A 25,845-nucleotide genomic window follows, 5' to 3' on the forward strand; every position below is an offset into this window, starting at 1 on the left:
ACTCCCAGCCCTTCGCTAGGGCGTCCTGAGCCTGCCGAAGGAGCGTTCGTCGCTGCAATCGATTCACTGGATGGATCGATTGCTCGGGCTTTGCCCGACCGCTCCTCACCCACCCGTCATCGGCGGAAAGAGCCCGATCTCGCGGGCTCCAGCGATCGGCTCGTCATGGTCGGCATGCTCCATATTGATGGCGACGCGGATCGTCTCCGGAAACTGAAGTGCCGTCTCGTATTCCTCGCCCAAGCTCTTCAAATGATTCAGGAGATCGCCGACGGTGATCACTTCGGCGGGGAGCGAAATCTCTTCCTCACCCTTGCCGATCCGTTCGCGTACCCAGGCGAAATAAACGAGCTTCGTCATCATTCCTCATCCACGACATGCTTCAAACCGGCGCGGAAATAGTCGTAGCCGGTGTAGATGGTCAGCAGCGCTGCGACCCAGAGCAGGACGATGCCGATCTCCGTTGTATAGGGTAACACCTTGTCGCCTGCCGGCCCAGCCAGCAGGAAGGCGATGGCGACGAGCTGCGCGGTCGTCTTCCATTTGGCGATGCGCGTTACCGGCACGCTGACCTTCAGTGCCGCCAGATACTCACGCAGGCCCGAGACGAGGATTTCGCGGCAAAGGATGATGATGGCCGCCCAGAGCGACCAGCCGGCGATCGTGCCGTCGGCGGCGACCAGCAGCAGGATCGCGGAGACCAGCAGCTTGTCGGCGATCGGGTCCAGCATGCGGCCGATATTCGAGGTCTGATTCCAGATGCGCGCGAGATAGCCATCCAGAAAGTCGGTGATCGAGGCGATGATGAAGATCCAGAGCGCGACCCAGCGCGCGAAATCGGACCCTTCCAGTTTGCCTTCGATGAAGAAGCACAGGACGATCAATGGCACGCAGAGAATGCGGCCATAGGTGAGCAGATTGGGAATGCTATATGCGCGCGAAGCCATGGAAATCGTTTCGTTTCAGTTGTTTCGCTGGACCAAAATGGCCTTCCCCAAGGCGTCATCTCGTTCCAGCTATTTGATTTAGCATGATCTTATCCAAAAACCGTCCCGCACCTCTTGGGATCATGCCTTAGATGGCGGTTTGAGGAGCTTGCCGTCAATATTGTTTCTGTTTTTTCACCGCCATTACGTGGAATTTGCGACCAGCTTTTCCTATTTCGCGGCGTCCTCGTGAAAATGGTTATAGACCTGCCGCGCCACGGCTTCGGAAATGCCTTCGACGGCCATCAGGTCGGACAGCGCCGCGCGCGACACGGCCTTGGCGGTGCCGAAATGCTGTAGCAGCGCCCGCTTGCGCGAAGGGCCGATGCCGCCGATTTCGTCCAGCGGGTTTTTCACCATCTCCTTCTTGCGTCGTGCCCGGTGCGAGCCGATGGCGAAACGATGCGCCTCGTCGCGCATGCGCTGAATAAAGTAGAGCACGGGATCGCGCGGCGGCAGGGTGAAGCTCTCGCGGGCGGGCGGAAAGAAGCGCTCGCGCCCGGCGTCGCGGTCGACACCCTTGGCGACACCGATGGCGATGACGCTGTCGGTAATTCCGAGCTCTTCGAGAATGGCGCGCACCGCCGTCATTTGCCCCTGACCGCCATCGATAAGGATCACATCCGGCCAGGCGGGAAAGGGCTGATCCGCAGCATCGACGGCCGTGGTTTCCGCAGTGGGGCTGCGATCGGGTTTGCCCTCTTCCTTCAGTAGGCGAGAGAAACGCCGGGTCATGACTTCGCGCATCATGCCGAAGTCATCGCCAGGCGTGATATCGGTCGATTTGATGTTGAACTTCCGGTACTGGCCTTTAACGAACCCTTCCGGCCCGGCCACGACCATGCCGCCGACTGCATTCGTGCCCATGATGTGCGAGTTATCATAGATCTCGATGCGTTGCGGCACGTAGGAAAGCTGGAATGTTTCCCTGAAGCCTTCGAGCAGCCGCGATTGCGAGGCGGTCTCGGCAAGCTTGCGGCCATGCGCCTCGCGGGCATTGGCGACGACATGATCGACCAGATCGCGCTTCTCGCCACGCTGCGGAACAAGGATCGTCACCTTGTGACCTGCTTTTTCGCCAAGCGCGGCCGCCAGCAGCTCGATCTCCTCGACCGTCTCCGACAACAGGATCTGCCTCGGCACGGGCTTGTCGTCGTAGAATTGCGCCAGAAACGCATTCAGCACCTCGGCACCGGAAAGCGATGGGTCGGCTTTCGGGAAATAGGCGCGGTTACCCCAGTTCTGGCCGGTACGGAAGAAGAAGACCTGGATGCAGGAGATGCCGCCTTCGTGATGGATGGCGAAGACATCGGCCTCCTCGACGCCGGCGGGATTGATACCCTGATGGCTCTGCACATGCGACAGCGCCGCCAGCCGGTCGCGATAGACGGCGGCACGTTCGAAATCGAGGTCTTCGGCAGCAGCATTCATCGCTTCCGCCATGTGCGCCTTGACGTTCTGACTCTTGCCGGAGAGGAAGTCCTTCGCCTCCTGAACCAGCTCCGCATAGCCTTGATCGCTGATCTCGTAGGTGCAGGGGCCAGAACAGCGCTTGATCTGATAGAGCAGGCAGGGCCTCGTGCGTGTCTCGAAAACGCTATCGGTGCAGGTGCGGATCAGGAAGGCGCGTTGCAGCGAATTGATAGTGCGGCCAACGGCGCCCGCCGAGGCGAAGGGGCCGAAATATTCTCCCTTGCGGGCACGCGCGCCGCGATGCTTGAAGATCGCCGGTGCCCGATGATCGCCGGTGATGAGAATATAAGGAAAGGACTTGTCGTCCCGCAGCAATACATTGAAACGTGGCCGTAAGCGCTTGATCAGATTCGCTTCCAGCAGCAGCGCTTCGGTCTCGGTGCGGGTGGTGACGAACTCCATATTGGCGGTTTCGCGCACCATGCGGGCGATGCGATTGGAATGCACCCGGCCCATCGCATAATTGGCGACACGCTTCTTCAGGCTACGCGCCTTGCCGACATAGAGCACGTCGCCATTTTCATTGAACATGCGATAGACGCCGGGATTGTTCGGCAGCCGCTTGACGAATTCGGCAATCAGCTCCGCGCCCCGAAGGCCGGTCTCGTTCTTGCCGCCTTCGTTCCAGTCGACCGGCACAGCGGGGGAGGGGCCAGCATCGCCTTCCACCTCGACGTCGTCTTCAATGTCCTCTGATTCGTCATAGAGAATGCCGCCGTCGGGCAGCTTTCGTCCGTTCATTCCATGCTCTCCGACACGTCAGGCGTTTCCCAGGCAAGATGCTGGCCGCCATCGAGCGCTATCATTTGGCCCGTGATCGAAGGCGTGTCAAAAAGAAAGCGGACGGTGCGACCGAATTCGTCGAGCCCGGGCGCTGCCTTCAATATGAGACCATCGATCTGCGCCTGGAAGTCCTCTTCCGTCTGGCGGACGCTGCGCACCGTCGGACCCGGGCCGATGGCATTGACGCGGATATCAGGCGCAAAGCTCTGCGCCATCGTCTGGGTCGCCGTCCACAGGGCGGCCTTCGACAGCGTATAGGAATAGAAGCGCGGGTTCAGCGCCCAGACGCGCTGGTCGATAATATTGACGACCAGCCCCGGGATACCCTTCGGAAGCTGCCGTGCGAAATCCGCAGCAAGGATCGAGGGCGCACGGACATGCACGGCAAAATGCGCGTCGAAAGCCTCGGCGTCGAAACGATCGGCAGAATCACCCCGGAAAACCGAGGCGTTGTTGACGAGAAGATCCAGCGGTCCAAGCTCTGCAACAGCCCTTTCGATCAGCGTCGATGTCTCCGCCGAATTTTGCAGGTCGGCCTTGATCGCAATCGCCTTTCTGCCCCGTTGCCGCAATTTCGCCACGACTTCGGCTGCCTCGTCCAGCGATTGATTGGCATGCAGCGCGACTGCAAAGCCGTTAGCCGACAAATCCTCAGCGATCGCCCGGCCTATTCTTTTTGATGCACCCGTTATCAGCGCGGTGCGTAGTTTTTCCTGGCTCAAGATGTTGCCTTTTCGTCGCCATTACCCAACTCGCACTCATATAGGGCGCCGATACACCATATGAAAAGGTGTGTCCTGCACGACAGTCGGTAGCAATGACTTATGTAAAGCTTCAGTTATATTTCGATAAAAATAAGTATACATGCTTTAACCACTCATTATGGTTAACAATTCCTCTGTTGCGCTGAAGCAACATCGAAATTCAGCCACCTCTGTGCCACAATGATATCATATTTTAGCTCTTCGAATTCCTCAATTGCATTCCAATTTCAGTCCCGATCCGGGAGGGACATCTTGTAATTGCTCGTGGTGCTTCGAGGTCATCAGTAGACGAAGAACACGGGACTGAAAGGAGAAAAGTATGCGTACTCTCATCACGACCCTCATGGTCTCTGGTTTTGCTCTCGGCGGCTTCACGGCGGCTCATGCAGCCGACGCTGTGGAGCAGGTTCCGCAGCCGCCCGTCGCTCAGGAAGCTCCGCCGGTTGTCAACAACTGGTCCGGTTTCTACATCGGTGGCGCTGGCGACTGGAATGCCGGTCACTTCAACCACAACGGCAACTCCTACGCCTTTGGCGGTGACGCTTTCACCGGCTACAACTGGCAGCAGGGTCAGATCGTATACGGCGTTGAAGGTGACCTMGGCTATGCCGACTCCGACTCGACCCGCAATGGTCTCACTGCCAAAAACGGCGTAAACGGCTCCGTTCGCGGCCGTATCGGTTACGACTTCAACCCGTTCATGCTGTACGGCACGGCCGGTCTGGCAATCGGCCAGAACAAGCTTGAAGACGCTACCTCGTCTGAAAGCAAGACGGCTGTTGGCTACACGGTCGGTGCAGGTGCTGAAACCTTCATCACCAACAACATCACGGCTCGTCTCGAATACCGTTACACCGACTACGGCAAGAAGGACTTCAACCTCGACTCCGGCAGCTTCTCGCGCGGCTACGACGAGCAGAGCGTTAAGGTCGGTATCGGCGTCAAGTTCTAATAATTTGATGGCATAATCTGACGAAAGCCGGGGTTCGCGCCCCGGCTTTTTCCGTTTCATGGTTCTGAATATTTAGGCAGCGTCCTTCGGGAAGTCCGTCGAGGCGGCCAGTTCACGCCAGCCGGCCAGTTCCTTGGCGACATACTCATTCTTCGTCTCGATCGCGCCGATCGTGTCGGTGCCGAATGGCATGCGCAGCGGCGGGTTGGCCGAATGTGCAAGCGTGATCATCGACTTTGCAAGCCGTGCGGGATCGCCGGGCTGGCCGTGATTGTGACCGGCTGCGAAATCGCGCATCGCGCCGACTGGCGTGTCCTTATAGTCGGCAATCGAGCTCGGGCTGACGGCGAGTGAGCTTTCGTCGAGGAAGTCGGTCCGGAAGAAACCGGGTTCGACGACGGTGACCTTGATGCCGAGCGGCTGCAATTCCGCCGCCATTGCCTCGGAGAGCMCTTCGACCGCGAACTTCGTCGAGCAATAGATACCCCAACCCGCAAAGCTCTGATAGCCGCCGACCGAGGACATGTTGATCACTTGACCCGAACGCTGCCGGCGCATATGCGGCAGCACGGCGCGCGTGACCTTCAAGAGACCGAAGACGTTCGTGGCATAGAGCTTCTCGATCTCTTCGGCGGTTGCCTCTTCCACCGCACCCAGCAGCCCGTAGCCGGCATTGTTGAGAAGGATGTCGATCCTGCCGAAGCGCTTGACGGCTTCCGCTGCAGCCTCATGGGCCTGGGCTTCATTCGAAACGTCGAGGGCGACGGGCAGCAGGTTCGGATGATTGCCGAACTTCTCGGCCAGGCCGGCGGGGTTGCGGGCCGTGGCAACGACGGCGTCGCCAGCGGTKAGGGCTTCCTGAGCAATGAGGGCGCCGAAGCCGCGGGATGCGCCCGTAATGAACCAAACGCGCATGACTTTCTCCTTTGTGGGTTTGCAATTCCGTGGGTGGAATTGGCTTGCAGGAGAAAGGTAGCTTGATGGCGTCGTTGAGATAATCTACTTTCTCCTCCATGAAGTGCTGAGAAAATCTCATCAATGCGACGTGTCCGTTCGACCGATCTGGCAATCTTCCTGGCGATCGCCCAACATCGCAGCTTTCGCAAAGCCGCGGTGGAACTCGGCGTGACGCCTTCCGCGCTCAGCCATTCGCTGCGGTCGATCGAGGAGCGGCTGGATGTGCGGCTGGTCAATCGCACCACCCGCGGCGTCGGGTTGACGGAGGCCGGCGAGCGCCTGTTCGACCGCATTCGCCCGGCTTTCCTCGATATCGACGATGCACTGGAGGATCTCGATAAATTCCGCGGGCAGCCCTACGGCAAGCTGCGCATCAACACGCCGCGCCCCGCCGCCAAGATGGTGCTGTTGCCGATCGTGTCACGATTCTTGAGGGCCTATCCGGCCGTCGAAATGGAGATCGTGGTGGACGATGCGCTCGTGGACACGGTCTCCGGCGGTTTCGACGCCGGCATACGGTTCGGCGAAAGCGTTGCCGCCGACATGATCGCCATCGCTATTGGCCCGCGCCAGCGAACGGCGATCGTCGGCTCGCCGGAACATTTTCAGCGTTTCCCCAAACCGGTCACGCCGCATGATCTGAAAGATCACCCCTGCATCCGCTACCGTTTCCCGAGCGGCACCTATTATCGCTGGGAGTTCGAACGTGGCGGCATCGAGCTGGAGATCGAGGTGCAGGGACCGCTGACACTCGGCGATCTCGACATAATGTTAGACGCCGCCGTCAACGGCTCCGGACTTGCGTTCTTGTTTGAAGATCACGCGCTGCCGGCTTTGCAGGATGGCCGGCTGATCCGCGTGCTGGAGGACTGGTGCCCGTATTATCCCGGCTTCTTCCTCTATTATCCGAGTCGCCGGCAGTCGCCGACGGCCCTCCGCGCTTTCGTCGATTTCGTGAAGACCGACGCTGTCCGTCAGAGCTAAAGCATGTCGCGCAAAAGTGCGCAGCGGTTTTGCGATAACGACATGCGCAAAATCAAAGACCTAAAGCGCAAGGAGCGAATCCTAGAGATTGCGATGCGCTTTAGGCCTGCCGAGGCTTCATCGTCTGATAGGCCGGAAAATGCTTTTCGAATTTGCGCGCCCAATCGATCAGGTCGGCGTGGTCCGCTTCCCACTGTCCCTCAAAGCGCAGTTGCAGATAGCCGAGCAGGGACGCGAGTGCGAAATGCCCGCCATGCAGCTTCTTACCGATCTTCGGCGGTTCGGCGTTGAGATGGGCGAGCGTGCGGCTCGCCTTCGTCCACTGCCGGTCGATCCAAGGTTGGTGCTGCTTGTCCTGATCGCGCAGGCGCCGCTCGTAAACGATCGACAAGAGGCATTCGTTGGTGCCGTCGCAAAGCGCTTCCAGCACCTCGGCCTCCGTGCGCTTGCCATCCTTGGCGGGATAAAGCCTCTTGCCCTTCTGCCGATCGAAATGATGCATGATCGCGCGGCTGTCGAAGATCGATACGCCGTCTTTCGTCAGCAGCGTCGGGATCTTACCGAGCGGATTATTGTCGACCAGCACTGCCGGGCCGGCATTGGTGTCGACGTGGATTTCGGTGAGTTCAATGCCGAGATAGCGGGCTGCCATCCGCACCTTGCTGGAAAAGGGGGAAGGGGGCGAGCAGAGAAGCTTCATGGGATCACCTGTGCGATGTGCGAAAGAAAGATCAATGTTCGCCCCGCAGCCAGAAGGCACGTTGCGAGGCGAAGCGGTCCTGCGCCAGCATATCCTTCAGAGCGGGCAGCAATGCATGCAGCTCGTCCTTCAGCGTAAATGGCGGGTTGACGATAATGAGACCGGAGCCCGTCAGTCCGGTGAAGCCGCGATCGCTTTTGACCGTCAGTTCGGCGCAGAGCATCTTGGGGATCTCCAATGCCTGCAGCGCCTCGTGAAAAGCCTTGATCGGCGCATCCTTCTTGAGCGGATACCAGAGGCAATAGGTGCCGCCGGGAAAGCGGCGCCAGGCCTTCGCAAGGCCATCCACCAGCCGCTCATATTCGCCGTCCTCTTCGAAAGGCGGATCGACGAGCACGATGCCGCGCTTCTCCTTCGGCGGCAGATGCGCACCCAGCGCCAGCCAGCCGTCGAGTTCGGTGATGCGTGCGTGGTGATCGCCCTCGAACAAACGATGCAGCCGCTGGAAATCTTCCGGATGCAGCTCCATCGCCGACAGCCGGTCCTGTGGACGGAAGAGCATGCGGGCAAGCTTCGGCGAGCCGGGATAGAGCCGGATGCCGCCTTCGGGATTGAGTTCTCGGACCGCGGTCAGATAGGGCTCCAGCAGATCGGCCACTTGCGGCACGAGCTCGGCCTCCAGCAGCCGGCCGATCCCGTCTAGCCATTCGCCGGTTTTCTGCGCTTCTTCCGAGGAGAGGTCGTAGAGGCCGATGCCGGCGTGAGTATCGAGGACGCGGAAGGCCTTGTCCTTGTTCTGCAGATAGCGGACGAGACGGGCAAGCACCGCGTGCTTCAGCACATCGGCGAAATTGCCCGCGTGATAGATATGCCGATAGTTCATTGTCGGTGAAGTCCGCATGAATTGTTGCGATGGGCCAGATTATGCCTTTTGGCCGGACAAGGCATGAAATATACAAACGCTATGAACATTGCGACCCCTATTCACGCCAAATCGCGGATCGGACACACAGCCTGTCCGCATGACTGTCCCTCCACCTGCGCGCTGGAGATCGATCTGACGGAGGATGGCCGGATCGGCCGCGTGCGCGGCGCGGGTGACCATTCCTACACGTCGGGCGTCATCTGCGCCAAGGTCGCCCGCTACGCCGAGCGGCTTTACCATCCGGATCGCCTGATGAAGCCGCTGCGCCGCGCCGGCGCCAAGGGAGAGGGCCGCTGGCAGGAAATCTCCTGGGACGACGCGCTGGATGAAATCGCCAATGCTTTCGTCAAGGCTGAGGCAAAAGATGGTAGCGAGTCGGTCTGGCCCTATTACTACGCCGGCACCATGGGCTGGGTTCAGCGCGATTCCATCAATCGCCTGCGCCATGCCAAGCGCTATTCCGGCTTCTTTTCCTCGATCTGCACGAACCCCGCCTGGACGGGCTTCACCATGGCGACGGGTACGCTGCGCGGTCCCGATCCGCGCGAGATGGGCCGTACCGATTGCGTGGTCATATGGGGCACCAACGCGGTCGCGACCCAGGTCAACGTGATGACCCATGCGGTGAAGTCGCGCAAAGAGCGCGGCGCCAAGATCGTCGTCATCGATATCTACGACAATCCGACGATGAAGCAGGCCGATATGGCGCTGATCGTCAAGCCGGGTACGGATGCCGCGCTCGCCTGCGCCGTCATGCATATCGCCTTCCGCGACGGTTATGCCGATCGCGCCTATATGGCGAAATATGCCGATGACCCGGCCGGTCTTGAAGCGCATCTCAAGGCCAAGACGCCGGAATGGGCGGCTGTAATCACCGGCCTGTCCGTCGATGAGATCGAAGCCTTCGCCAAACTCGTCGGGACGACAAAGAAGACCTATTTCCGTCTCGGCTACGGCTTCACCCGTCAGCGCAACGGTGCGGTGGCGATGCACGCGGCAGCTTCCATCGCCACCGTGCTCGGCTCCTGGCAATATGAAGGCGGCGGCGCTTTCCATTCTAACAGCGATATCTTCCGCATGGATTCGAGCGAGCTGACAGGCCGCTCGATGCTGGACGCTGATATCCGCATGATCGACCAGTCGCAGATCGGCCGGGCGCTGACCGGCGACGCCGTCGCTTTGCGCCATCGTGGGCCTGTGACGGCCATGCTGATCCAGAACACCAATCCGGTAAACATCGCGCCGGAACAGCGGCTGGTGAAGCGCGGCTTTGCCCGTAACGATCTCTTCGTCGCCGTGCACGAACAGTTCATGACCGATACCGCTGAAATGGCCGATATCGTCATCCCCGCCACCATGTTCGTCGAGCATAACGACATCTACCGCGCCGGCGGGCAGAACCACATCCTGCTTGGCCCCAAGCTGGTCGAGCCGCCATCGACGGTCCGCAGCAATCTCTTCGTCATCGAGGAACTGGCCAAGCGCCTCGGCGTCGCCGATCGTCCCGGCTTCGGATTTTCGGCCCGCGAGATGATCGATCGTATTCTGGAGCGAAGCGCCCTGCCGGATTACGATCATTTTCTCGAGTATAAATGGTTCGATCGGCAGCCAGCTTTCGAGGACGCGCATTTCCTCAACGGTTTTGCCCATCCCGACGGCAAGTTCCGCTTCCGTCCCGACTGGAGCAACCAGCCGGCCCCGAACCGGCCGCCGGAGGCCGTCGGCCTGCTTGGGCCGCATGTCGAGCTGCCGCAATTTCCGGATCAGGTCGACGTCATCGAAGTTGCCGATTCCGATCATCCGTTCCGGCTTGCCACATCGCCCTCGCGCAATTTCTTGAATTCGAGCTTTGCGGAAACGAAGACCTCCCGCCAGAAGGAAGGCCGCCCGGAAGTGATGATCAATCCGGCGGATGCGGCGGCGTTGGACATCGCCCATGGCGACCTCGTTCAGCTCGGCAATCTCAGAGGCGATATCCGCATTCATGCGCGCATCACGACCGAAGTGAAGCCCGGCGTGCTGATCGCCGAAGGTCTGTGGCCGAACAAGGCGCATGTCGATGGCGAAGGGATCAATGTTCTGACCGGCGCCGATCCCGTCGCCCCCTATGGCGGCGCTGCCGTCCACGATAACAAGGTTTGGTTGCGCAGGGATAGAGCATGAACAAGTTCGACAAGGCGAAGGTCGAGATCGTCAGCGAGAAGACGCTTTCCGACCAATGGACGCGGCTCAGCACCTTCGACATCGACTACACGGATTCGGCGGGCGAGACGCATCGGGTGAAGCGGGAAATCTATCACCGCACGCCGGCCGCCTGCATCCTGCTCTACGACCCCAAGCGCGAAAAGGTCATCCTTGTGCGGCAGTTCCGTCTGCCTGCCCATCTCACCGGCTTTCCCGCCTGGATGATCGAAGTACCGGCCGGCTTGCTCGATGGCGATCACCCGGAAGAGGCGATCCGCCGCGAGGCAATGGAGGAAACCGGCTTCCGTGTTCGTGAGGTCCGTTTTCTGTTCAAGGCATTCACCTCGCCGGGCGCTGTCACCGAGATCATCCATTTCTTTGCCGCTGTGGTCGATACGGCGGACCGCATCGGTGACGGCGGCGGGCTTGCCCATGAACATGAGGATATCGAGGTTCTCGAAGTACCGCTCACCGAAACCATGGCGATGATCGAAGCCGGCGAGATCTACGACGCCAAGACGATCATGCTGTTGCAGTGGGCGATCTTGAACAGGGCAAGCCTGAAATAGGCCGTTCGGAAGCGCGCAAGCGCTGCCAAAATCAATGCCGTAGCTTTCATTATGATGTCACGAATCGCGACTACCGAGGAGCGCTTGCCGGAATAGGTCCGGACTACCATACCTCCAAAACGATTGACGCTATTTGAGGAGAAAGCCGATGTGGCTCAGCAATTTCACGCTTGTTCTTCCCGATGAAGTCGTCGATCAAGGCTCTGTTCGTATTGAGGATGGCGTGATCGCCGAGATCCGGCCCGAGTTGGTGGAGGCTCCGACATTCGATGGCGGCGGACGGCTGATGATGCCGGGCTTCGTCGATCTGCACGGCGACATGATCGAGCGCGAAATCGCGCCGCGGCCGAATGCGACGATGCCGATCGATTTCGGTATTCATGAACTCGACAAGAAGCTCGCCGCAGCCGGTGTCACCACCGCCTATGCCGCCGTTTCCTTCGCCACCGAAAGTGTCTATGGCCACGTGCGCTCGCTGGAAACCACCTCGGCGGTGATCAAGGGCATCAACAGCCTGCGCGACCATCTGCTGATCGACCACCGCGTTCACGCGCGCTACGAGATCACCAACATCGGCGCGGCACCGACGCTGGAGCGGCTGCTGGAAGATGGTTTCGTCGATATGGTGTCGCTGACGGACCATACGCCGGGGCAGGGGCAATACAACGATATCGAAAGTTATATCCTCAGCATGTCCGAGCGTCGCGGCATCACCCGCGAAGCTGCCGAGGAAGTGCTGGCGCGACGCATCGCGATGCGGCAGGACCCGGATATCGAACACAAGCTCCGCGATATCGTCGGCCTGTCCTTGAAGCACAAGCTGTCGCTCGCCTCTCATGACGATGACAGCGCGGAAAAAGTAGCCGAAATGTTCGATCTCGGTGTCACGATCAGCGAGTTCCCGGTGACGCTGCCGGCTGCCGAAGAGGCCCGCCGTCGCGGCCTCTGGACGCTGATGGGCGCGCCGAATGCCTTGCGCGGCCAGTCCATGTCCGGAAATTTGAGCGCGCTCGAAGCCGCCGGCGCCAGCCTGCTTGGCATCATCGCCGCCGATTATCACCCGGCCGCCTTCGTGCCGGCGATCTTCAAGATCGCTGACGTAGCCAGTGGCGGTCTCCCGGCAGCCGTGGCCATGGCGACCGCTGGTGCCGCGCGTGCTGCGGGTCTCACGGATCGCGGCGAGATCGCCGTCGGCCAGAAGGCCGATCTGGTGGCCGTCGAGCATGGCGCCGTTCACCGCATCCGCGCAACCTTCCGCAACGGACGCGTCGTCTACAGCGACGGCACGCTTCATCCCTTGATGGCGATGGCTGCGTAAAGGAAACGCGGTTAGATCTGGCTGATATCACCGAGTAGTGACATGATCTGGGCCCCGCGGGCGACGGGTGTCTTGGCGGCAGCAATTGCCTTGCCACCCTCCATGCGCACCTTGCCTTGCGCCAGCAATCGGAGCGACTGCGGATAGAGCTGATGCTCGATCGTCAGCACGCGGGCGGCAAGCGTTTCGGCCGTATCGTCGGTCAGCACCGGCACGGCAGCCTGGCCGATCGCTGGGCCTTCGTCCATGCCTTCGGTGACGAAATGCACGGTGCAGCCGGCGATCCGCTGGCCTGCATCGATGGCACGCTGGTGTGTATGCAGGCCGGGAAAAAGCGGCAGCAGCGAGGGGTGGATATTGATGATCCGGCCTTCGTAGCGCTGGATGAAGCGGCCGGAGAGCAGGCGCATATAGCCGGCAAGGCAGATGATGTCGGGCGATAGTGCATTGAGCTGCGCGAGGATCGCCTCCTCATGTGCGTCCTTGCTGGCAAAATCCTTGCGCACGAAGGCGAAGGTGGCGATGCCCTCTGCAGCGGCTTTCGCCAAACCGCCGGCATCCGCTTTGTCGGAGATCACACCGACGATCTCGGCCGGATAATCCGACGCCGCAGCAGCCTTGACCAGCGCCATCATGTTGGAGCCGCTGCCCGAGATGAAGACGACGACGCGTTTGCGGGCCGAACTCATATCGCCAGCGTGCCCTTGTAGACGGTGCCGGCAGCGCCTTCGTCGCGGGCGATCATACGGCCCAGCGTAACGATGCTTTCGCCTTCTGCCTCAAGCGCTGCCTTGACGGCCTCGACATTCTCGGCCGCGACGACGGCGATCATGCCGATGCCGCAGTTGAAGGTGCGCAGCATTTCCTTGGCCTCGACGCCGCCCGTTTTGGCAAGCCAGGAGAAGACCGGCGGAACCTTGACGGCCGCCAAGTCGATCTCTGCCGCAAGATGCTTCGGCAGTACCCGCGGAATATTCTCCGGGAAGCCGCCGCCGGTGATGTGGGCGAGTGCCTTGATGGCCCGGGTCTCGCGGATCGCCTTCAAAAGCGGCTTCACATAGATGCGCGTCGGCGTCAGCAGGGCTTCGCCGAGCGCCTTGCCATCGGCGAAGGGGGCTGGCGCATCCCAACCAAGGCCGGAGAGGCTGACGATCTTGCGCACCAGTGAGAAACCGTTGGAATGCACGCCGGAGGAGGCGAGGCCGAGAATGACGTCACCCTCGGCAATGTCGCCGGAGGGCAGAAGCTGCCCGCGCTCGGCCGCGCCCACGGCGAAGCCGGCCAAATCGTAGTCACCATCGGAATACATGCCCGGCATTTCCGCCGTCTCGCCGCCGATCAGCGCGCAGCCCGCCTCGCGGCAGCCGGCCGCAATGCCGCCGACGATCGCAGCACCCTGATCGGGATCGAGCTTGCCGGTCGCAAAGTAGTCGAGGAAGAACAGTGGCTCGGCGCCTTGTACCACGAGATCGTTGACGCACATGGCAACGAGATCGATGCCGACGGTGTCGTGATAATTCGCGTCGATGGCGATCTTCAGCTTCGTGCCGACGCCGTCATTGGCGGCCACCAGCACCGGATCGGTGAAGCCCGCCGCCTTCAGGTCGAAGAGGCCGCCGAAGCCGCCGATTTCGCCGTCGGCGCCGGGGCGGCGGGTCGAACGAACCGCCGGCTTGATCTTTTCGACCAGCAGATTGCCGGCATCGATATCGACGCCCGCGTCGCTATAGGTCAGACCGTTTTTTCCAGACTGGCTCATGCTTTCGCCTCCGGTGGCCATCGTTCCAATTGGAACAATTTTAATCGGGTCGCCATTGCATGACAGGAACCTTTATGCAAGGCGCTAGCGCAGGCAAACCCTCGATTTTCCCCGCTTCACAGCGCTCCAAGGCCGATTTCCGGCCGTAGGCTTGACCATAATTGCGGCGTCATCCTATGTCCTAAGCGGGCGGCAACAGGCGGCGAAGAATGGGGAAGTCGATGGAGCAACAAGTCAGCGGAGCGAGCCTCAAGCGCCAGGTCATCTTCTGGGTGCTCGTGCTCGTCGCCTTCATCGTTTTTCTCTATCTCTTCAGCTCGATTCTCTTGCCCTTCATCGCCGGCATGTCGGTTGCCTATTTCCTTGATCCGGTCGCCGATCGGCTGGAAAGGATCGGTCTCAGCCGCTTCATGGCGACGGTGGTGATCCTCGTTGCCTTCGTGCTGGTCTTTGCATTGGCGCTGACGATCTTCATTCCGATCATCATCAACCAGTTCAATGATTTCATTCAACATATACCGGGCTATGTGCAGCAATTCCAGAAGTTCATCGCCCATACCCAGACGACGATGCTGCCGGTTTGGATTCGCGATCAGCTCGGCGCCATCAAGGATAATTTCTCCAACATTTTGTCTGACGGCCTGAGCTTCGTCGGCGGCCTGTTTGCGCAGATCTGGAGTTCCGGCAAGACGCTGGTCAACATCATTTCGCTGATGATCGTCACTCCCGTCGTCGCCTTCTATATATTGCTCGACTGGGACCGCATGATCGCCAAGGTCGATGCCTGGATTCCGCGCGATCATGTCTCGACCGTGCGCCAGATCGCCCGGGAGGTGGATCAGGCGATCGCCGGCTTCATCCGCGGCCAGGGCTCGCTCTGCATCATCTTGGGCGTCTATTACGGTGTCGGCCTGTCGCTGGTGGGTCTGAACTTCGGCCTGTTGATCGGTCTGTTCGCCGGCATGATCAGCTTCATCCCCTATGTCGGTTCGCTCGTCGGTCTCTTCCTGGCGCTGAGCGTCGCCCTGGTGCAGTTCTGGCCGGATTATCTCTGGGTCGGCCTCACGCTGGCCGTCTTTTTCACTGGCCAGTTCCTGGAAGGCAACGTGCTGCAGCCGAAGCTGGTCGGCGAAAGCGTCGGCCTGCATCCGGTCTGGCTGATGTTCGCCCTTTTTGCCTTCGGCGCGCTCTTTGGTTTCGTCGGTCTGCTGGTCGCCGTTCCGGCCGCGGCCGCGTGTGGCGTCCTTGTCCGTTTCGCCCTTTCGCGCTACCTTCAAAGCGACCTCTATTATGGACGCTCGGAAGCCGGCAAGACGCGCAAAACCAAGGCCGGCAGTTCTGAGAACAAATAGCATGACCGACGCGAAGAACGCTGATTTGAGGCGCAAGCCCGCCGAACAGCTACCCCTGGCTTTTACGCACGACGCAGCGACCGGCCGCGATGATCTGCTGGTCGCCGATCCCTTGAGCGCGGCAGTAAAGATAGTCGATTCATGGCCGCACTGGCCGTCGCCGGTCGTCATTCTCGCCGGGCCGGTCGGTTCGGGAAAATCGCATCTTGCCAGTATCTGGCGCGAGAGGAGTGGCGCAATCGCCATTCATCCGAAAGCCGGCTCCGGAGCGGCAGTAGCGGCCGCGAACAGTCCGGTCATCTTCGAGGACGTCGATCGCCTGGGCTTCGACGACACCGAGCTTTTCCACGTCATCAACAGCGTTAGGGAAAACGGCACGGGCTTACTGATGACCAGCAGGCTCTGGCCGATGTCCTGGCCGGTAACGCTGCCCGATCTGCGCTCGCGACTGAAGGCGGCAACGGTGGTCGAGATCGGCGAACCGGATGAGGAATTGTTGTCGCAGGTGATCGTAAAGCTCTTCGCCGACCGCCAGCTTTATATCGATGACAAACTTGTGCTCTATATCGTCAATCGCATGGAGCGTTCGCTGAATGCCGCCCAGTTGATCGTCGACCGGCTGGACCGCCTCGCGCTCGGCCGTGGCACCAGGATAACACGCATTTTGGCCGCTGAAGTATTGAACGAATTGGGTAATTCCGCCCCGGCCGATTGACCGATCGGGAAACTGTCACAGTTCCGTCGTCAAACTGCTATACGTGGCGCAAGGTTCTAAGATAGGGCAGGTGGAACATGGACTCGGCATTAACGGAACATCAGGACGCCAATCAGCAAGCCCCGGAGGCCGCGCCGCCGATCAACGAGTTGCTGACCAGCCCCGAGCGCTTCATCAATCGCGAATTCTCCTGGCTGCAGTTCAATCGCCGCGTTCTTGAGGAAACCCTGAACACGGCGCATCCGCTTCTGGAGCGCATCCGTTTCCTTTCCATTTCCGCCGCCAACCTCGATGAGTTCTTCATGGTGCGCGTCGCCGGCCTCGAAGGCCAGGTCCGCCAGAAGATTCTGATGCGCACTCCGGACGGTAAGACACCGGCCGAACAGCTCGACGACATCCTGCGCGAAATCGACAATTTGCAGATGGAGCAGCAGGCGTCGCTTGCCGTGCTGCAGCAGTATCTTGCCAAGGAAGACATTCTGATCGTCCGCCCGCCGGCGCTTTCCGAGGTCGACAAGCAGTGGCTTGCCAACGAATTCGATCAGGCGATCTTTCCGGTTCTGACGCCGCTATCCATCGACCCGGCGCATCCGTTCCCGTTCATTCCGAACCTCGGCTTCTCGATCGCGCTGCAACTGAACAGCATGAACGGCCGCGAGCCGATGACGGCGCTGCTGCGTCTGCCGCCGGCGCTCGACCGCTTCGTCCGTTTGCCGGACGCCAGCAACGTTATTCGCTACATCACGCTTGAAGATGTCGTGAATATCTTCATTMACCGGCTCTATCCAGGCTATGAGGTGAAGGGTTCGGGTACCTTCCGCATCATCCGAGACAGCGATATCGAAGTCGAAGAAGAAGCCGAAGATCTGGTGCGTTTCTTCGAAACAGCGCTGAAGCGCCGCCGCCGCGGCTCGGTGATCCGCATCGAGACCGACTCGGAAATGCCGCTGKAGCTGCGCCAGTTCGTCGTGGAATCGCTGAACGTACCGGAAAACCGCATCGCCGTTCTGCCGGGCCTGCTGGCTCTCAACACATTGTCCGAAATCGCCAAGGCGCCGCGCGACGATCTACGCTTCGAGCCTTACAATGCCCGATTTCCTGAGCGCGTCCGCGAACATGCCGGCGATTGTTTCGCCGCGATCCGCGAAAAGGACATGGTGGTCCACCATCCTTATGAATCCTTCGACGTTGTGGTCCAGTTCCTTCTCCAGGCTGCGCGCGATCCTGACGTTCTGGCGATAAAGCAGACGCTTTATCGCACCTCCAACGACAGCCCGATCGTGCGGGCGCTGATCGATGCTGCCGATATGGGCAAATCGGTCACGGCGCTGGTCGAGCTCAAGGCTCGCTTTGATGAAGAGGCGAACATTCGCTGGGCACGCGATTTGGAACGCGCCGGCGTGCAGGTCGTCTTCGGCTTCATCGAGCTCAAGACGCATGCGAAGATGTCGATGGTCGTGCGTCGTGAAGACGGCAAGCTGCGCACCTATTGCCACCTCGGCACCGGCAACTACCACCCGATCACCGCCAAGATCTACACGGACCTTTCCTATTTCACCTGCGATCCAAAGATCGCCCACGACATGGCGAACATCTTCAACTTCATCACCGGTTACGGTGAGCCGGAAGAGGGCATGAAGATCGCAGTTTCGCCCTATACGCTCCGCTCGCGCATCCTCCAGCACATCGAGGAGGAGATCGAGCACGCCAGAAACGGCCAGCCGGCGGCGATCTGGATGAAGATGAATTCGCTGGTGGATCCCGATATCATCGATGCGCTCTATCGCGCCAGCAACGCCGGCGTCGAGATTGATCTCGTCATTCGCGGCATCTGCTGCCTGCGTCCGCAGGTGCCGGGGCTTTCGGAGAATATCCGCGTCAAGTCCATCGTCGGCCGCTTCCTCGAACACAGCCGCATCTTCTGCTTCGGCAATGGCCAAGGCCTGCCGTCGGAGAAGGCGCTGGTCTATATCGGCTCGGCCGACATGATGCCGAGAAACCTTGACCGCCGCGTCGAAACCCTCGTTCCGCTGACCAATAAGACCGTGCATGAGCAAGTGCTTTCGCAGATCATGCTGGGCAATATCATTGACAATCAGCAGAGCTACGAGATATTGCCGGACGGTACTTCGCGGCGCATGGAGGTGCGCAAGGGTGAGGAGCCATTCAACGCGCAGCAGTATTTCATGACCAATCCCAGCCTGTCGGGCCGTGGTGAAGCTCTGAAATCCAGTGCGCCGAAACTGATCGCCGGGCTGTTGTCGGGCCGCAAAATATAACTGGACCTGCATGGTTGAATCAGAAGCCCAGGGGCGCCTTCCCGGTATAGCCCCTGTCTCCGTTGTCGATATCGGATCGAACTCGGTCCGTCTTGTCGTCTATGAAGGCCACTCGCGGTCGCCGACCATTCTTTTCAACGAGAAAGTGCTTTGCGGCCTTGGCAAAGGCATAGCACTGACCGGTAGGATGGACGAGGAGAGCGTCGCGCGCGCGCTTTCAGCCCTGCATCGCTTCAAGGCGCTGTCCGATCAGGCGCGCGCATCGACCATCTATGTTCTGGCGACGGCCGCTGCCCGTGAGGCAAGCAACGGTCCGGAATTCATCCATCAGGCGGAATCGATCCTGCAGCGCAAGGTGCGGGTGCTTTCGGGCGAGGAAGAAGCGCGTTTTTCTGCGCTTGGCATCATCAGCGGCTTTTTCAGCCCGGACGGCATTGCCGGCGACCTTGGTGGCGGTTCGCTCGAACTCATCGACATCAAGGGCAAGGAGATCGGCAAGGGCATCACCCTGCCGCTCGGCGGCCTCAGGCTTTCGGAATATGCCAACGGCTCACTCGCCAGGGCGCGCAGCTTTGCCCGCAAGCATGTCAAAACGGCGAAATTGCTGAGCAATGGCGAGGGACGCACCTTTTACGCAGTCGGCGGCACGTGGCGAAACATCGCCAAGCTGCACATGGAAATGCGTAAATATGCACTGCACATGATGCAGGGCTACGAGGTGCCGCTGGACGAGATGATGCGTTTCCTCGATCAGATCAGCGAAGCCAAGGAATCGAAAGAGCCCGCATTGCTGGCCATCTCCAAGCATCGCCGCTTGCTGCTGCCCTTCGGCGCCGTGGCCATGCGTGAGGTGCTGGCGGAAATGAGGCCCTCCATCATCTCCTTCTCGGCCCAGGGCGTGCGAGAGGGCTACCTCTATTCGCTGCTGACCGAGGCCGAGCGCCATAGTGACCCGTTGCTGGTCGCCGCCGGCGAACTTGCCATCCTGCGTGCCCGCTCGCCGGAGCATGCTCGCGAGCTTGCCGAGTGGACCGGTCGCATGATGCCGTTCTTCGGCGTGACCGAGACGGAGGAGGAGAGCCGCTATCGCCAGGCCGCTTGCTTGCTTGCCGATATCAGTTGGCGTGCCCACCCCGATTATCGCGGCCTGCAGGCATTGAACATCATTGCCCACACGTCCTTCGTCGGCATCACCCATGCCGGCCGCGCCTTTATCGCGCTCGCCAACTACTATCGTTTCGAGGGCCTTCACGATGACGGCGCCACAGAACCGCTGGCGGCAATCGCCACACCGCAACTCGTCGAGCGCGCCAAACTGCTCGGGGGCCTGCTGCGCGTCGTCTATCTCTTCTCGGCTTCCATGCCGGGCGTCGTTCGCGCCCTGACATTTCGACGTTCGCCGAGCCCGGACCTGGATCTCGAATTTGTCGTCCCCGCCGAATACCACGACTTCGCCGGCGAACGGCTGGAAGGCCGGCTGCAGCAACTGGGCCGGCTGACGAATAGACKGCTAGCTTTCCGGTTCGAGTAGGAAAACCTTCTCCCCGTGGGGAGAAGGTCCAACATTTCTGTTATTTCGCGTTCAGGAAATCACCGACTTCAAGAATGCTGAACTCGTTGTCGTCTGCCTTGTCGACAGCGCGGCCGGCCGAGAAGGGCAGGTTATTGTCGTTGCCGATGATGATATGGGTGGCATCGACTCGGTCGACGTTTTCGATGGTAACGAAGGGCATGTCGTAAAAGCCTTCACCGCCGCCCTGGCGACGCTTGTGGTCCGGATCTTCGATGTGCAGTAGATCGATATAGCCGATCTTGCGGACAGCCTTGCCGGCATTGGCGTCGTTGAATTCGATCTTGTAGACGCGCTTCAGCTCGGCCGGAGCCTCGAAGCAATCCGGCTTCGGCTGCTTCGGATCGGCGCAGGCCTTGTCCTTCGTGCCGGCGCCGTTGTCGCGCTCGATCACCAGGGCCGTGGTTTCGTCGAGCATGTTGAAATCGCCGATCGAGGTGCCCTTGTCGGCAAACGGATAAAGCCAGCTATGGCCGGTCCAGCTCTTCGAGGCGACGTCGAATTCGATAACGCGGATTGCCGTATGACCGTCGACGCTCTCCATCTGACCGTCATCCTGATAGATCGCGCCTTCCAGCAGGCCGTAAAGCTTGGTGCCATCCTTGGACATGGCAAGACCTTCGAAGCCACCGGAGCGCCTCAAGTTGAAGGCCGGCATTTTCTGCGTCGGATTGCCGGGCAGTTGCAGCAGGGCATTGTCGGGAGACATGACCGGCTTGCCATTGAGTGTGGTCGGGAAAACGTCGGTCAGGTGGCCATTCGTGTCGAATTTCAGGAGGTAGGGACCGAATTCATCACCGATCCAGAAGCCCTCGGCGACCGGTTGGATCGACTCGATGTCGAAGTCGGCGCCGGTAAGATAGCGGGTATCCGTGCCTTCGAGGACGATCGGGAAGGGGGCCTTCTTGTTCGGGTCGGACAGGAACAGGTTCTTGACGACGTCGACTTTGCCATTGTTCCAGTCGAATTTGAGCTGGTGCAGGAAGAGCATGGCGTCGCTCGAATTCTGCTTGGAGCCGAAGCCGTTGTCGGTCAGCGTCCAGAAGCTACCGTCCGGCATCGCCTTGATCCCGGAAAAGCCCTGGATCGCCTGGCCGTTGAAAGGCAGCTTCAGATCGGTCACGCGGGCGCCGTCCTTGCCCGGAACCGTGCCGAGCGCCTCGGTGCGCTTGCGATCCGGCGTCGTGAACTTGCCGGAGGTCTTCAGGAAATCCGGTGCATCGGCCGGCGCAGCGATAATGGTGTTKGCGGGCAGAATGGCCTGCGAGGTCAGCTTGGCGGGAAACTGTGTTTCATCGGCATGGGCCGCGGCGGCAATCAGAACAAAAAGTGCCGTGGAAGCGAAAAGAATTCGGGTCATCGTGTCACGTTGTTGGCGGGGATTGGCAAACAACCCTCGCTTAACAGGCGAGCTATGGCGGTGAATTAACGTCCACGTGAAGCTTTGGTGACTGTGGACAACCGATAGAATGTAGGTTTTGGGCAATAGGCAACGGACGATGATGACTCCGTGCCTTACTGCCCGTTGGCTATCGCCTTCCGCGTCTGCTGTCTCGCCATATGCAGGGCAATCACCCCAAGCGTCTGGTCGCGGCCGCGAACGGCATGGTCGCCGAGGTCTTCCTTTGCGATGTCGTCGGGAAGCTCGATCCGTCTTGCAAGGTCGGCCGAGATCAGCACCTGGCGATCCAGCGTCTTGCATAGAGATTCCAGCCTCGCGGTGGTGTTCACCGTGTCGCCGAAATAGGCGATCTTGTGGTGGTCGATGCCGATTTCGGCAGTGACGATGCCGCCGCCATGCAAGGCTGCCCTCAGACGCGGCACCCTGCCATAGGATTTCAACCATGTTTCCGCATTCGCCTCGATATCGGCGAGGATTTCGAAAACGCAGCGAATGCAGCGCGCATTCTTCACGCCGCGTTGGAGCGGCCAGGTGATGATGGCGGCGTCGCCGATATAGTCATCGATCGCGCCCTTGTGTCGCCGCACCGGCTCAGCGAGCGCACTGAATACCGAGCCCAGGAATTGCTGCGTCCTGAGGTCGCCATGCTCTTCAGCAAAAGCCGTCGAACCGACGAGGTCAATGAAGAGAAATACACGCTCTTCCTGCACCGGATTACGATAGCGGCCGGTCAACAGGCTGAGGAAGACGTCGCGGCCAAGCAGTTCCCGCACGCGCCCGACGAAAATAATGATCGCGGTCACCATGACGGCATAGATGTAGACATTTATCTTCAGCAGCATGACGTCAGCCCAGCTATCCGTAATCAGGTGCAGGGATTTCATCAGGCCGCCGGCCATCGCAAAGCCGATGGCGATCAAGGCGAAATCGACGACCAAGGCCGAGACGATAAAGGCCGGCGTGGGCAGGCGATGCATCCAATGGTTCAAGCGTGGCAGGATCATGCGGCGTTCGAAGGCAAGCGCCGGCATGCCGCAGAACAATGCATAGATTGCACCGATATACAGCGGCGCCTCGTGGAAAAACAGCCTGCCATAGAGGATGCCGCTGACGGCGACAACGGCCGCGGTCAAAATCCAGTTAAGCGCCGAAGGGAATCTTCCCATGCTGCCGATCCGCCAAGAGCCGGCGCATGCCCCCAAACCAGGATTGGTTTGAGAAAAGACCCGTGCGCCATCGAATATGTGATTGCGCTAAGGGCCCATTCTGTCGGATGTGCGGCACAATCGCGTTCGCAACCAGCATCGCTATTTTTGGATGGCACGCAACCGCCAAATCGTCGGCATCGTCGCGTGTCCGCCAAGGTCGTTGGGGCTACAGGCTGACCGTCTCGACCCGCTTGCCGACGAAGCGCAAGGCCACCTGGCCCTGGATAAGCTGCAGCGCCGTATCGCCGAAAAGATCACGTCGCCAGCCGGTCAGGGCGGCCACTTCCGCTTTCTCACCTTCGGCGGCGATCTTGTCCAGATCTTCGCTGTTGGCGATGACCTTCGGGGCGACGCCGTGTTTCTCGGCGATCAACTTCAGCAGAACCTTCAGCAATTCGGCCGCTGCGGCCGTGCCTTCCGGCGCCTGCTGATGACGCGGCACATGCGGCATCTCGGCCTTGGGCAATGCCAGGGCCTGAGTGATTGCCTCCAATACGGCAGCGCCGGAGGCGGATCGCTCCCAACCCTTCGGGATCGTGCGCAGGCGTCCCAGCGCTTCCATGTCCTTTGGCTGCTGCTGGGCGATTTCGTAGATGCCATCGTCTTTCAGCACGCGGGCGCGCGGCACGTTGCGGGCGCGCGCCTCGCGTTCGCGCCAGGCGGCGACGTATTTCAACACGGCCAGTTCCTGCGGCTTGCGCAGCCGCATCTTCAGCCGCTGCCAGGCATCATCCGGATGCAGGTCGTAGGTTTCGCGCGCTTCGAGGATCGCCATTTCCTCAAGCAGCCAGGAAGCGCGGCCTTCGCGCTCGAGCTGCTCCTTCAGCGAAAGATAGACATCGCGCAGATGGGTGACGTCGGCAAGCGCATAATCGAGCTGTTTCTCCGACAGCGGCCGGCGGCTCCAGTCGGTAAAGCGCGAGGACTTGTCGATATGGACGTTCTTGATGCGGCTGACGAGCTGATCGTAGGAGACCGAGTCGCCGAAGCCGCAGACCATGGCGGCGACCTGCGTGTCGAAGATCGGATGCGGGATGAGGTTGCCGCGATTGAAGATGATTTCGATGTCCTGGCGTGCGGCGTGGAACACCTTCATGACGGCGGGATTGGCCATCAGCTCAAAAAAAGGCTTCAGGTCCAGGCCCTTGGCCAGCGGATCGACCAGCACTTCGGTCGTGGGGCTCGCCATCTGGATCAGGCAAAGCTCCGGCCAGAAGGTCGTCTCTCGCAGGAATTCGGTGTCGATGGTAATGAATTCTGACTTGGCCAGCTCTTGGCAGGCCGCCTCCAATTGGGCGGTAGTTTCGATCATCTCAACACATTCATGGTAAAATAGTTCGTTAACCTTCCTTCTCCTTTCAACCGGATATGTCAATACGTCGAAAGGGGAAGCTCCGGGCTGACACCGCTTTTAAGTATAATCGCTGAAAGCATATAGCTTGCATTGCGCGAGCATAGGGCACGTTTGCGACCATGGTTAAGCTACACGCACATAACTGGTCATGCCCGTCTTCTGATGTTCGATGATGTGGCAATGCAACACCCAGTCGCCGGGATTGTCGGCGACGAAGCCGAGCTGCACCTTTTCATTGGGCTGGATCAGGTAGGTGTCGGAGACGAACGGCTGCACCTGGCGCGTCGAAGAGGAGAGCACGGTGAAGCTCATGCCGTGCAGATGAATCGGATGCGTATGCGGCGTCACGTTTTCCATGTCGATGACATAGCTCTTGCCGAGCTTCAATTCGGCGAGCGGCGCAGTCGGATCGGACGAGTCGCCCGGCCATGGCACCTTGTTGATGGCCCAGAAGCTGTAGCCTAGCGAGCCGCAAATGCTGTTGTCGGCGGTGTTCTCCGCGGTAGCGCTGAGGATCAGCGGAATATGCGCCGCCGAGCCGATATCGGCCTTGGCGACTGGATTGTCTTCGAGAGGCGCCAGATCGCGAACATCGCGCTTCAGCGAGCTGCCGACCGAACGTAGCGTCGCGAGCACTTTCGGATCGGTGCCCCTGATATCCTCCAGCTTGACGATCGCGCCTTCGTCATCGGGCATGCGCACGGCCAATTCCAGACGCTGACCAGGCCCGAGCTGCAGCAAGTCGAGCGGGAAGCGCTGCGGCACCGGATTGCCGTCGATGGCGATCACCGTCGCCTCGGCTCCATCCACGCGGAAAGAATAGATGCGCGTGACGTCGGTGATGGCGAGGCGCAGGCGCACCAATCCGCCGGAGGGCGCGTCATATTGCGGCTGCTGCTGCCAGTTGGCCGTCCGCACCGTCCCATAGGTGCCCGACTTGGCGGTATCGCGCKGGCGGAATGGAGCAATGAACTGGCCGTCGCCACCCAGCCGCCAGTCGCGCAGATTGAGAACCAATTCCGAATCGAATGCCGGGTCCTTCGGATTTTCCACGACGATGATGCCCGTCATGCCGTGTCCCATCTGGATCAGTGTATTGCAATGCGGATGATACCAGAATGTACCGGCGTCCGGAGGCGTGAAGGCGTAATCGAAGTGATCGCCGGTATAGACGTAAGGCTGCGTCAGGAAGGGCACGCCATCCATCTTGTTCGGCAGGCGGATGCCGTGCCAGTGGATCGTCGTCGGATCGTCGATGCCGTTAATCAGGCGAGCGGCGAAGGGCTCGCCCTTCTTCATGCGCACGACCGGCGGCATGCCGGCGTCACCATAGGTCAGAACATCCTTGGTCGCTCCGGCATCCATCAAATTGGCTTGGATCTTCGCGGCCTTGAACACCTGCGGTTCCGGCGCCGCTACCGCTGTGCCGCCAAACCTGCTGGCGATGCCAAGCCCCACACCATAGGCACCGGCAACGGCGGAGGCTTTCAAAAGATTGCGGCGGGTAAGGATGGGCATGTGAGGCTCCGAGGGCGCGGGGGTAGGTAAGTCTGTTTAAAGTTGACTGTGGTGTTCAGCAATAGCGCTGGGGTGGCTGAATTGCCGCATCCC

General features: G+C 60.2%; 22 protein-coding genes. 9 read left to right on the top strand and 13 right to left on the bottom strand.

The window, feature by feature from the left end; all coding sequences use genetic code 11:
• Positions 1 to 105: 105 nt before the first annotated feature.
• The 4 genes from moaD to QD357_RS17720 all read right to left on the bottom strand — a co-directional run bounded on the left by moaD (position 106) and on the right by QD357_RS17720 (position 3,964).
• The gene (gene moaD, locus QD357_RS17705; RefSeq protein WP_107108107.1) at positions 106 to 360 is read right to left on the bottom strand and encodes a molybdopterin converting factor subunit 1; all 255 of its coding nucleotides are present in this window, start codon (positions 358 to 360) and stop codon (positions 106 to 108) included.
• The gene (gene pgsA, locus QD357_RS17710) at positions 360 to 947 is read right to left on the bottom strand and encodes a CDP-diacylglycerol--glycerol-3-phosphate 3-phosphatidyltransferase (RefSeq protein ID WP_107107644.1); all 588 of its coding nucleotides are present in this window, start codon (positions 945 to 947) and stop codon (positions 360 to 362) included. The genes moaD and pgsA overlap by 1 nt, the downstream gene beginning before the upstream one ends.
• A 210-nt stretch (positions 948 to 1,157) precedes the next feature.
• Entirely contained in the window at positions 1,158 to 3,200 is a 2,043-nt protein-coding gene (gene uvrC / locus QD357_RS17715; protein WP_107107645.1) for an excinuclease ABC subunit UvrC, read from the bottom strand.
• Positions 3,197 to 3,964 (bottom strand): SDR family oxidoreductase, encoded by a 768-nt coding sequence (locus QD357_RS17720; protein WP_107107646.1) that lies wholly within the window; start codon positions 3,962 to 3,964, stop codon positions 3,197 to 3,199. The genes uvrC and QD357_RS17720 overlap by 4 nt, the downstream gene beginning before the upstream one ends.
• A gap of 361 nt (positions 3,965 to 4,325) precedes the next feature.
• Between QD357_RS17720 and QD357_RS17725 the strand changes: the two genes are divergently transcribed.
• Positions 4,326 to 4,958, top strand: a complete 633-nt coding sequence (locus tag QD357_RS17725) for an outer membrane protein (RefSeq protein ID WP_107107647.1) — start codon at positions 4,326 to 4,328, stop codon at positions 4,956 to 4,958.
• A 72-nt stretch (positions 4,959 to 5,030) separates the two neighbouring features.
• Here the strand turns inward: QD357_RS17725 and QD357_RS17730 are convergent, their stop codons facing one another.
• Entirely contained in the window at positions 5,031 to 5,873 is an 843-nt protein-coding gene (locus tag QD357_RS17730) for an SDR family NAD(P)-dependent oxidoreductase (protein ID WP_414124644.1), read from the bottom strand.
• A 123-nt stretch (positions 5,874 to 5,996) separates the two neighbouring features.
• Between QD357_RS17730 and QD357_RS17735 the strand changes: the two genes are divergently transcribed.
• Positions 5,997 to 6,899, top strand: coding sequence for a LysR family transcriptional regulator (locus QD357_RS17735; RefSeq protein WP_107107649.1), 903 nt, complete (start codon positions 5,997 to 5,999; stop codon positions 6,897 to 6,899).
• Positions 6,900 to 6,999: 100 nt separating this feature from the next.
• On the opposite strand, the gene QD357_RS17740 is transcribed toward QD357_RS17735, so the two are convergent.
• Together QD357_RS17740 and QD357_RS17745 are read right to left on the bottom strand one after the other, a co-directional pair.
• On the bottom strand, positions 7,000 to 7,599 hold the full coding sequence (locus tag QD357_RS17740; protein WP_107107650.1) for a glutathione S-transferase: 600 nt from the start codon (positions 7,597 to 7,599) through the stop codon (positions 7,000 to 7,002).
• A gap of 31 nt (positions 7,600 to 7,630) precedes the next feature.
• Positions 7,631 to 8,482 (bottom strand): 23S rRNA (adenine(2030)-N(6))-methyltransferase RlmJ, encoded by an 852-nt coding sequence (locus QD357_RS17745; RefSeq protein ID WP_107107651.1) that lies wholly within the window; start codon positions 8,480 to 8,482, stop codon positions 7,631 to 7,633.
• A gap of 63 nt (positions 8,483 to 8,545) precedes the next feature.
• Here QD357_RS17745 and QD357_RS17750 point away from each other — a divergent pair, with 63 nt between their 5' ends.
• The 3 genes from QD357_RS17750 to QD357_RS17760 all read left to right on the top strand — a co-directional run bounded on the left by QD357_RS17750 (position 8,546) and on the right by QD357_RS17760 (position 12,595).
• Positions 8,546 to 10,687, top strand: a complete 2,142-nt coding sequence (locus QD357_RS17750) for a molybdopterin-dependent oxidoreductase (RefSeq protein WP_107107652.1) — start codon at positions 8,546 to 8,548, stop codon at positions 10,685 to 10,687.
• The gene (locus QD357_RS17755; RefSeq protein WP_107107653.1) at positions 10,684 to 11,277 is read left to right on the top strand and encodes an NUDIX domain-containing protein; all 594 of its coding nucleotides are present in this window, start codon (positions 10,684 to 10,686) and stop codon (positions 11,275 to 11,277) included. Before QD357_RS17750 ends, QD357_RS17755 begins: the two co-directional genes overlap by 4 nt.
• Positions 11,278 to 11,425: 148 nt before the next feature.
• Positions 11,426 to 12,595: an alpha-D-ribose 1-methylphosphonate 5-triphosphate diphosphatase gene (locus QD357_RS17760; protein ID WP_107107654.1), complete on the top strand. Its 1,170-nt coding sequence runs from the start codon at positions 11,426 to 11,428 to the stop codon at positions 12,593 to 12,595.
• 11 nt (positions 12,596 to 12,606) lie between these two features.
• Here the strand turns inward: QD357_RS17760 and purN are convergent, their stop codons facing one another.
• A complete protein-coding gene (purN, locus tag QD357_RS17765) occupies positions 12,607 to 13,284 on the bottom strand; it encodes a phosphoribosylglycinamide formyltransferase (protein ID WP_107107655.1) in 678 nt (225 codons plus the stop codon).
• Entirely contained in the window at positions 13,281 to 14,354 is a 1,074-nt protein-coding gene (gene purM / locus QD357_RS17770; RefSeq protein WP_107108108.1) for a phosphoribosylformylglycinamidine cyclo-ligase, read from the bottom strand. Before purM ends, purN begins: the two co-directional genes overlap by 4 nt.
• A 221-nt stretch (positions 14,355 to 14,575) precedes the next feature.
• Between purM and QD357_RS17775 the strand changes: the two genes are divergently transcribed.
• The 4 genes from QD357_RS17775 to ppx all read left to right on the top strand — a co-directional run bounded on the left by QD357_RS17775 (position 14,576) and on the right by ppx (position 20,231).
• Complete coding sequence (locus QD357_RS17775; protein ID WP_107107656.1) at positions 14,576 to 15,706, top strand: AI-2E family transporter; 1,131 nt, start codon at positions 14,576 to 14,578, stop codon at positions 15,704 to 15,706.
• Between the two features lies 1 nt (position 15,707).
• The gene (hdaA, locus tag QD357_RS17780) at positions 15,708 to 16,421 is read left to right on the top strand and encodes a DnaA regulatory inactivator HdaA (RefSeq protein ID WP_107107657.1); all 714 of its coding nucleotides are present in this window, start codon (positions 15,708 to 15,710) and stop codon (positions 16,419 to 16,421) included.
• Between the two features lie 77 nt (positions 16,422 to 16,498).
• A complete protein-coding gene (locus tag QD357_RS17785; RefSeq protein WP_414124645.1) occupies positions 16,499 to 18,700 on the top strand; it encodes an RNA degradosome polyphosphate kinase in 2,202 nt (733 codons plus the stop codon).
• 10 nt (positions 18,701 to 18,710) lie between these two features.
• Entirely contained in the window at positions 18,711 to 20,231 is a 1,521-nt protein-coding gene (gene ppx / locus QD357_RS17790) for an exopolyphosphatase (RefSeq protein ID WP_414124646.1), read from the top strand.
• Positions 20,232 to 20,271: 40 nt separating this feature from the next.
• On the opposite strand, the gene QD357_RS17795 is transcribed toward ppx, so the two are convergent.
• The 4 genes from QD357_RS17795 to QD357_RS17810 form a co-directional block, all read right to left on the bottom strand.
• Positions 20,272 to 21,630: an esterase-like activity of phytase family protein gene (locus QD357_RS17795; protein ID WP_107107660.1), complete on the bottom strand. Its 1,359-nt coding sequence runs from the start codon at positions 21,628 to 21,630 to the stop codon at positions 20,272 to 20,274.
• A gap of 155 nt (positions 21,631 to 21,785) precedes the next feature.
• Positions 21,786 to 22,838, bottom strand: coding sequence for an adenylate/guanylate cyclase domain-containing protein (locus QD357_RS17800; protein WP_107107661.1), 1,053 nt, complete (start codon positions 22,836 to 22,838; stop codon positions 21,786 to 21,788).
• 208 nt (positions 22,839 to 23,046) lie between these two features.
• Positions 23,047 to 24,192, bottom strand: a complete 1,146-nt coding sequence (gene rnd, locus QD357_RS17805; protein WP_107107662.1) for a ribonuclease D — start codon at positions 24,190 to 24,192, stop codon at positions 23,047 to 23,049.
• Positions 24,193 to 24,357: 165 nt separating this feature from the next.
• Positions 24,358 to 25,752, bottom strand: coding sequence for a multicopper oxidase domain-containing protein (locus QD357_RS17810; RefSeq protein WP_414124647.1), 1,395 nt, complete (start codon positions 25,750 to 25,752; stop codon positions 24,358 to 24,360).
• Positions 25,753 to 25,845 lie beyond the last annotated feature (93 nt).

It is taken from the genome of Rhizobium sp. BR 317 (genome assembly GCF_047445835.1).
In the GTDB taxonomy this organism is placed as follows: domain Bacteria; phylum Pseudomonadota; class Alphaproteobacteria; order Rhizobiales; family Rhizobiaceae; genus Rhizobium; species Rhizobium paranaense.